This is a genomic window from Echinicola sediminis, from assembly GCF_054777495.1.
In genome coordinates, this window is the sequence record NZ_BAAHAP010000193.1 from 1 (window position 1) to 3,251 (window position 3,251).

The following is a 3,251-nucleotide window of genomic DNA, read 5'->3' on the forward strand; positions in this document are numbered from 1 at the left end:
TAGATCGCTGAGTACTTGTAGCCAGAAGTTCGCCCCCTCGCTTTCGGAAAGGTACATGCCCAGTACCTCCTTCTTCCCTTCACGGTTGATCCCCAATACATTGTATAGGGCTTTATGGCGTACCTTGTCTTCCTCCCGTACCTTAATGTGCATGGCATCAAGCCATACAATGCAATATACCTCTTCTAACGGCCTTTTCTGCCACTCCTTGACTTTGGGGACGACACGGTCGGTAATATCGCTGATCACCTGTATGGAGACCTCTGTGTCGTACATGTCCCTGATATACTCGGAGATGTCCCGTAAGCTGCTGGTAAGGCCGTATATGCCGATGATCTGCTTCTCAAGGTTGTCGACAAGGATACGCTCGCACTTCTCTACGATCTTCGGTTGGATTGGTTTGAGGAATCTTGGCAGTTAAATTTGGATTTTGAAGGGCCAGGATCAGTTTAGCCTGACCCTTTTTCCAAACATAGGCAGAAAACCATTAAGCATTAATCACCCAAACCAAATAGGTTTATTACATCTTTATAGGTAAGTTCAGAAAGATCGCTGTTAATTCTGCTTCTTACAGTAGCATTTAATGCTCCTTGAGGAACCATAACAAACCGGAACTCTGGCCTATCTGTACCAAATACCAAACTTTTGCTGGAAAAGGGATATTCTCCCCCAGACATGTTATCAACCTCAATTATTATTCGGTTTTGCCAACCCGATGTTCCATCAAGAGTCCAGTAAAGACTAGATTTTATATCCCATGTCCCCATAGGACGAAAACTGGGCAACGAGAACAGGCCATCCACTGGATTTCTATGATATACAAGCAATATCCCATTCTCATTGTTCACAAAATCATGTAAAGAGCTCGCACCAGTGACACTTAACAAAAGGTTTCTGGTTACTGTGGGCAGGTATGCATAAACCACAGCCTTGGTAGATGATAAACGGTCTACATTATAGGCCGTCCAATTCGAGGCTATCACATTCGCAGTTCCAGGCTCACCCTTTGGTCCCTTCAGACTAACCCCGCTTCCCCATCCGGTACTTCTCTTGGGGCCATAAAGTACACCTATTGTGGTCTGGAAGTAAAAATCTCCCAATTCCCCGATATTCAGAGAAGGCGACATGGAACCACTATAAATCCTGGTACCATCCTCACCATCCTGACCTGCTTCTCCCTGTAACCCCGTGGGATTCCCCCAACCGGAAGCGGTTTTCGGGCCGTACAGTTCACTGCTTTGGGTATCGATATAAAAATCTCCTTCATTTCCATCAGTTGGTTCCGGTGGCTGGTTGCCGTACAGTAAACTATTCCCATCAGCGCCCGGAATACCCTTCTCACCCTGTTCTCCTTTTTCACCTTGCGGCCCTTCCGGTCCAGGCTCACTTTCTATACAGGAAGAAACAACTATCATGAAGTACAATACCCCTAGCAAACTATAATAGTTCGTTTTCATATGCTTATTATTTGTTTATCAAGCCATCATCAATTCTGTGTTCTCTTTACTACAAAGATATCCGCTGCATGCCCTCGGTGATCATCGTGCGACAACTGTATTGGCTCCCCATTTTGCCAATACATTGCGGTTACGGGTTTTCCGGAACTCCGAAAATCTATGCCGGCAACATATACATTTCCATCCAGTACAAAGATGGCATTTGCTTCTGCACGGTATGAACGATCTGTCAAATCTACCGCCTCCCCGTTTTTCCAGTACCTTGCCACATTTACTGTACCCGTACCCGATTTATGCAATACCTTTTCATATCCCGCCACATACACATCACCGTTTTCCACATAAACAGAACGGGCTTCCGAATCTTTTTCGCCGGTTCCCAAAATAATCTCTTGTCCATTTTTCCAATATTTGGCAACGGTTACATTTCCGTTCGAACCATGGCCTGAAACATACACATCACCTTGGTCAGACACCGAAATACCGGTCACCGTTCCCGACCCTTCCAGCGAAACAGCTTCACCGTTTTTCCAGTAGGTGGGTTCAGCATTCAATAAACCTGCCACGTACACATCATCGCCAGATACCGTGATGACACTATTTCCTGTTTGACCTAAAGTACCGCTCGCTACATGAACAGGCGACTCTCCACCATTTTTCCAATACACAATATCCATCATATAGTTTGTCTTAGTTTTTATTCCCGCCACATACACATCCCCTTCTGAGACACAGATATCGTAAGCCGTGGCATAATCATCGGAATCATTTGGATCTGACAACTCCACATGTGTATCATTTTCCCAATAGAAAGCTGAAGCAATAGCACTTGTAAATTGTCTTTCACCTGCGATATACACTTGATTATCCGCCACCACCATATTGTTATAAATCATATTTTCAAGTGATTCATGATCGTACAAAACGGATTCGCCGTTTTTCCAATACAAGGGCCGACTGCCACCTGAAGTTTCGTCATACCCACTCCCGAGCACATAAACATCAACCTCGACCGCTTGATCCTGAACCGTGACTGTCACCGGCTCACTATCTTTATACCCCTGCTTCTTTGCAAGGACAGATTTTATGCCCGGTTCATCAAAAGTATACATATATCCATCAATCTTGTCACCATCTATATAGAGCTCGGCACCAATGATCTCTTGCTGCGTTTCCACGGTAGTCACCTCAAAAATAACAGTTGATGATGCCATAACAGTTGTTTTGCTGGCGCTAAGGTGCAATGTCAGCTCCTCTTCCTCTGCTGGCGGACCTGGTCTCTGTTCTTCAGAACACGAACAAAACCAGACAACCATTAGCAGTACTATTTGTACTATTAGTTTTCTCATTTCAACAGTTTAATCTAAGGTGCTGCTATAACAATCTCTCCGGTAACGGCTACTTCTTCGCCGTCATCTCCGATTTTAAAATCCCCCTGAAATGTCAAAATGTACGAGGCAGCCGTTGCCTCTTCTCCATACATCGAGATATTATGCTCTTTGTAGTTTTTCAGAGTCATGCTTACAGGTCCAGCGGGACGATATTTATCTTCAGTCCCCCAAGCGCCAAATATTAGACCTGGACCATCCCCTTCTATACTGGGCTGACCGTTATCATCCAGGGAAAGTCCTACACCTAACTGAAATTTCCCACTCTCAATCAACAATCCTGTCAGCAGCTCTCCATCTATCTCCTCATTGTATTCGACAAACATCACCGCATTATAAGTCCCCAAAACTTCTTTTGGTACTTCTCCCGAGAATTTACCCCCACCTTCCATGGTAATGTCATAGG

Annotated in this window: 3 protein-coding genes and 1 pseudogene; all 4 read right to left on the bottom strand. The window is 44.8% G+C overall.

What is annotated here, in order from left to right:
- Positions 1-393, bottom strand: a pseudogene (locus ACYVAA_RS22510) (transposase); the annotation flags it as partial.
- A gap of 101 nt (positions 394-494) precedes the next feature.
- On the bottom strand, positions 495-1,457 hold the full coding sequence (locus tag ACYVAA_RS22515) for a collagen-like domain-containing protein (RefSeq protein WP_460546242.1): 963 nt from the start codon (positions 1,455-1,457) through the stop codon (positions 495-497).
- A 29-nt stretch (positions 1,458-1,486) separates the two neighbouring features.
- A complete protein-coding gene (locus tag ACYVAA_RS22520; RefSeq protein ID WP_460546244.1) occupies positions 1,487-2,806 on the bottom strand; it encodes a hypothetical protein in 1,320 nt (439 codons plus the stop codon).
- Positions 2,807-2,820: 14 nt separating this feature from the next.
- The coding region (locus tag ACYVAA_RS22525; protein ID WP_460546246.1) for a hypothetical protein at positions 2,821-3,251 on the bottom strand (431 nt) is incomplete at its 5' end.